Genomic DNA, 4,289 nt, shown 5'->3' with positions numbered 1-4,289 from the left:
GGATAAACCCTCAAGAATTGACTATAACAGGCTTTATAACTATTACCAATTGATCTGGCATTTGCTGGAAAGTAAAGACATTGCTTTGAAAAGATAAACAATCAGAACAATACACGAACAATTAAACATTAACACATAACAATAATTTATCAGATAAAAAAAAGCAACCTAAATTCAGGTTGCTTTTTTTATCTGATTTTCAATACTTAAACATACATTCCTTCTCTTCTTTCTTTCAACCTTTCATCAGAAATATAGTCATCATACTCCATTTTTTTGTCAATAATACCTGACGGGGTAAATTCTATCACCCGGTTGCAGACAGTCTGAATAAATTCATGATCGTGAGATGACATCAGGATATTCCCTTTAAAACCGGTCAGTGAATTGTTGAAAGCCTGAATAGATTCAAGATCCAGGTGATTGGTCGGGCTGTCCAGAATCAACACATTGGCGTTACGGAGCATCATGCGGGAAATCATGCAACGCATCTTCTCACCTCCGGAAAGAACGGTGGCTTTTTTGGAAACTTCTTCTCCCGAAAAAAGCATTTTTCCCAAGCAACCCCTCAGGAAAATCTCGGTAGTATCTTCCGAATATTGGCCAATCCAGTCAATCAGACTGATATCCTTCTGAAAGAATTTTGAATTTTCAGCAGGCAAATAAGCAGGTGTAATGGTTACGCCCCATTCGTATGTGCCGCTGTCGGCTTTATCTTTGCCGGTAATGATTTCAAAAAAGGTAGTCATCGCCCGTGGATCCCGTGAGAGAAAAACGATCTTATCATCCTTGTCAACACTGAATTCAACATTCTTTAAAAGATATTTCCCATCAACTTTTTTAGATAATCCTTGAACATTAAGAATATTATTCCCCGGTTCACGTTCAGGTGAAAAGATAATACCCGGGTATTTACGGGTAGAAGGTATAATTTCTTCAAAGTTGAGCTTTTCAAGCATCTTCTTACGGCTGGTAGCCTGCTTTGATTTGGATGCATTAGCACTGAAACGGGCAATAAAGTCCTGCAGTTCTTTTCGCTTTTCTTCAGCTTTTTTGTTTTGGGCCATTTGCTGGTTTAGGGCCAACTGGCTTGACTGATACCAGAAGCTATAATTACCGGGAACCACGTTAATTTTGTTCCTGTCTATATCAACAATATGGGTACAGATGGAATCCAGGAAATGACGATCGTGAGATACCACCAGAATGGTATTTTCAAAATTAACCAGGAAGTTTTCCAGCCATATCACGGTTTCCAGGTCAAGGTCATTGGTAGGCTCATCAAGCAAAAGATTGTCGGGTTTGCCAAAAAGGGCCTGTGCCAGGAGCACTTTCACCTTTTGTTTACCACTCAACTCCTTCATCAACTTATTGTGAAGATCTTCTTTGATACCCAGATCGCTTAATAAATTGGCGGCATCGCTTTCGGCAGTCCAGCCATCCAGATGGGCAAATTTTTCTTCCAACTCACCCGCTCTTACTCCATCTTCATCAGAAAAATCAGGCTTTGCATAAAGAGCATCTTTTTCCTGCATGATGTTCCACAAGGTTTCGTGGCCCATCAGCACCGAATTAAGCACTGTACATTCGTTATAGGCGGAATGGTCCTGTTTTAAAACGGACAAACGTTCACCGGGGCCCAGGCTGACTGAACCCCTTGTCGATTCAAGGTCACCACTGAGCATTCGGATAAAAGTGGTTTTCCCTGCACCATTTGCACCTATTATTCCATAACAATTTCCGGCTGTAAATTTCAGGTTTACATCCTGAAATAAAACTCGTTTGCCAAACTGAATTGCTAAATTTGAAACTGTAATCATTTATAAATCTGTATAATAATCATTATTACACCTTTAAAAAAGGCATGCAAAGGTAGGAAATTTTTAACTATTTTCAAATGAACAATTTAAATCATAGATTGAAAATCATTATTGTCCGCTAGACAGTACTGTGTTTTGATAGGCCGCCGCTATGCGCTTTGCGAAAAATTCGTTTCACGCAAAGGCGCAGAGACGCAAAAATACGTTAACCACTAAGGCCTGGAGTTCACTGAGGAAAAATGGTTCGAGCAGGTTTGAGATAGTTCGAAATGGTTCAATTAATCAATGATAGAAATTAAAAGTCCTGGAACTTTTTAATGAATCACCGGCCTGTTTTAGCCCCTTCGTAAAGCGGGGTTGATGGACATCAATCAGGAGCTTTAAATTTTATTCCGTTCCGGGAAACAAGACAATACTGAATATCTTTAATTTCTCTGTGGCTCTCCGTGAAAAACTCTGTGGTTCTCTGTGTAATAATTAAATAATTAAATACTTTAACACAGAGATACACTGAGAAGACACAGAGTTACACGGAGAAAAATCTATGTACCTCCGGGGTATTCTTTGCGTTAAAACTTTATTCAAACTTTTTATTTTCCATGAAATACAGGAGAATGAGATCGCTTCGCTTAGTTGTCGTCACAAAAAGTTTACAAAAAAGACTGTGACTGCGTCATTCGCCAATGGGCGAACACGTCCGCCAGCTGGCGGATCGGCTTCATTCAGACAGTAGGCAGTCAATAAGGATTTTGTTTTTAACGCTTTGCGAAGGAAAATCCTGTAATTTTTAATGAATCAACGGCTTGTTTTAGCTCCTTATATAAGGATTGAAGGACAATAAATTACGGGCCTTAAATTTTATTCCGTTCAGGGAAATATTTAGTTGCGAAACTTAAATATTTTATTAGGCTGAAAAAGACTAAAAATTCAGAGTTTGGCTTCGACTACCTTCAACCATTAAAGGATTCTGTTTTATAATCAAAGTTAAAGTCCGATTAACATCCTGTTGTCTACCTGATCCGATTTTAAACTATTGAACCCTTTGAACTTTCATAATTGCTAAACATAATTCAAGATTGTTTAATAAGATTCTTTGGATTAACCATATATGTAATTACTGCATTTTCTAATTGATCCAGAATATATGAATGTTATATAAAATCAACTATCTAGGTGTGAATTGCAAATCGTTTATATTGAGCTGCAGAGCGGCGACCTGTCAAGCAACTTTTCATTCAAATGAATATTGTTTTGCAAAAAGTTAAATTTTATAAGAAAGAATTTCAATATAACTCAGCAACAATATTTTTAATTGAAATAATTGTAAAAAAATAATTTTAACAAAAAAAATTCATACTTTTAATTTATGTTTTAATCTAAAAATTAATGAATAGGCTCAGCCTACAAATCTTGATTATTAAAAGGAAAATCATTTTGTTGGAATGCATAAAAAAAATCGTGTAAGCAAAGTTATCCCTTTTGGAAAAATCATGTTCATAAAAAGCGGATAACCAACCACTTATCAGCAAATTCAATATTTTAACCCTCAACTAATTGGACATAATTTGAGGGACAAATTGTGGAAATCAATAATAACCAACTTTATTAAATTCATATTTTAAACCTAAACTTAAACCGATGAAACTACCTAATTCCATGAGATACAGAATAAATATAATACTGATTCTGAGCTTTGTCATTTCCTTGCCGTTAATGTCGCAGAAAAAATTTATGGGTTATCAAATCAAGGGACAGGTTGTTGAAAAGCTTAGCGGCAATAGTATCCCTTATGCAACAATTACTATAAAAAATGATAGCAACCAGAAAAAAATAATGCAGGCAAGTGATGCTTCTGGCCGTTTTTTAATTAAAACAGGTGAATCACATAAATATACACTAATTATTTCATCAGTGGGTTATAAAGAAATTCATATTCCTTTAAATATAAAAAAAGAAATAACCGATCTTGGAACACTTGCCATGGAAGAAGGAGTGGAATTAAAGACAGTTACCATAACTGCCCAAAAGCCTTTAGTTAGGGAGACTGTTGATAAAATCGTGTATAGCGTAGAATCAGACCCGGAATCTCAAACCAGCAATACTTTGGAAATACTTCGTAAAGTACCTTTTATAACAGTTGATGGCAATGATGAAATTTATTTGAAAGGACAGCAAGATTTTAAAATCTTGGTTAATGGCAAAAGTTCATTAATGATGACATATAATAGAAAGGATGTGCTCAAGAACCTTCCTGCAAGCAAAATAAAAAATATAGAAATCATTACCAATCCATCTTCCAAATATGATGCCGAAGGAGTAGGTGGAATTATTAACATCGTTACATCCAGAAAAATAATGGACGGATATAATGGAAGTATAAATACCGGTATGGATTCTCACGGAAGTCTTAACAGCAGTATATATCTAACTACGAAAATTAATAAGTTTTGTTTTTCGGCAGATTATTCT

At 35.7% G+C, this 4,289-nt stretch carries 2 protein-coding genes; one reads left to right on the top strand and one right to left on the bottom strand.

The genetic code is table 11. From position 1 onward, the window contains the following. Nucleotides 1–206: 206 nt before the first annotated feature. Complete coding sequence (locus tag Q8907_13370) at nucleotides 207–1,820, bottom strand: ATP-binding cassette domain-containing protein (protein MDP4275261.1); 1,614 nt, start codon at nucleotides 1,818–1,820, stop codon at nucleotides 207–209. Nucleotides 1,821–3,551: 1,731 nt separating this feature from the next. Between Q8907_13370 and Q8907_13365 the strand changes: the two genes are divergently transcribed. Continuing rightward, nucleotides 3,552–4,289 (top strand): carboxypeptidase-like regulatory domain-containing protein (locus Q8907_13365; protein ID MDP4275260.1); only part of this gene is annotated, 738 nt, incomplete at its 3' end.

The sequence above is a fragment of the Bacteroidota bacterium genome, assembly GCA_030706565.1.
Lineage (GTDB): Bacteria > Bacteroidota > Bacteroidia > Bacteroidales > JAUZOH01 > JAUZOH01.
The sequence above is the reverse complement of the archived record's forward strand: the minus strand, read 5'-3'. Positions and strand labels throughout refer to the sequence as shown.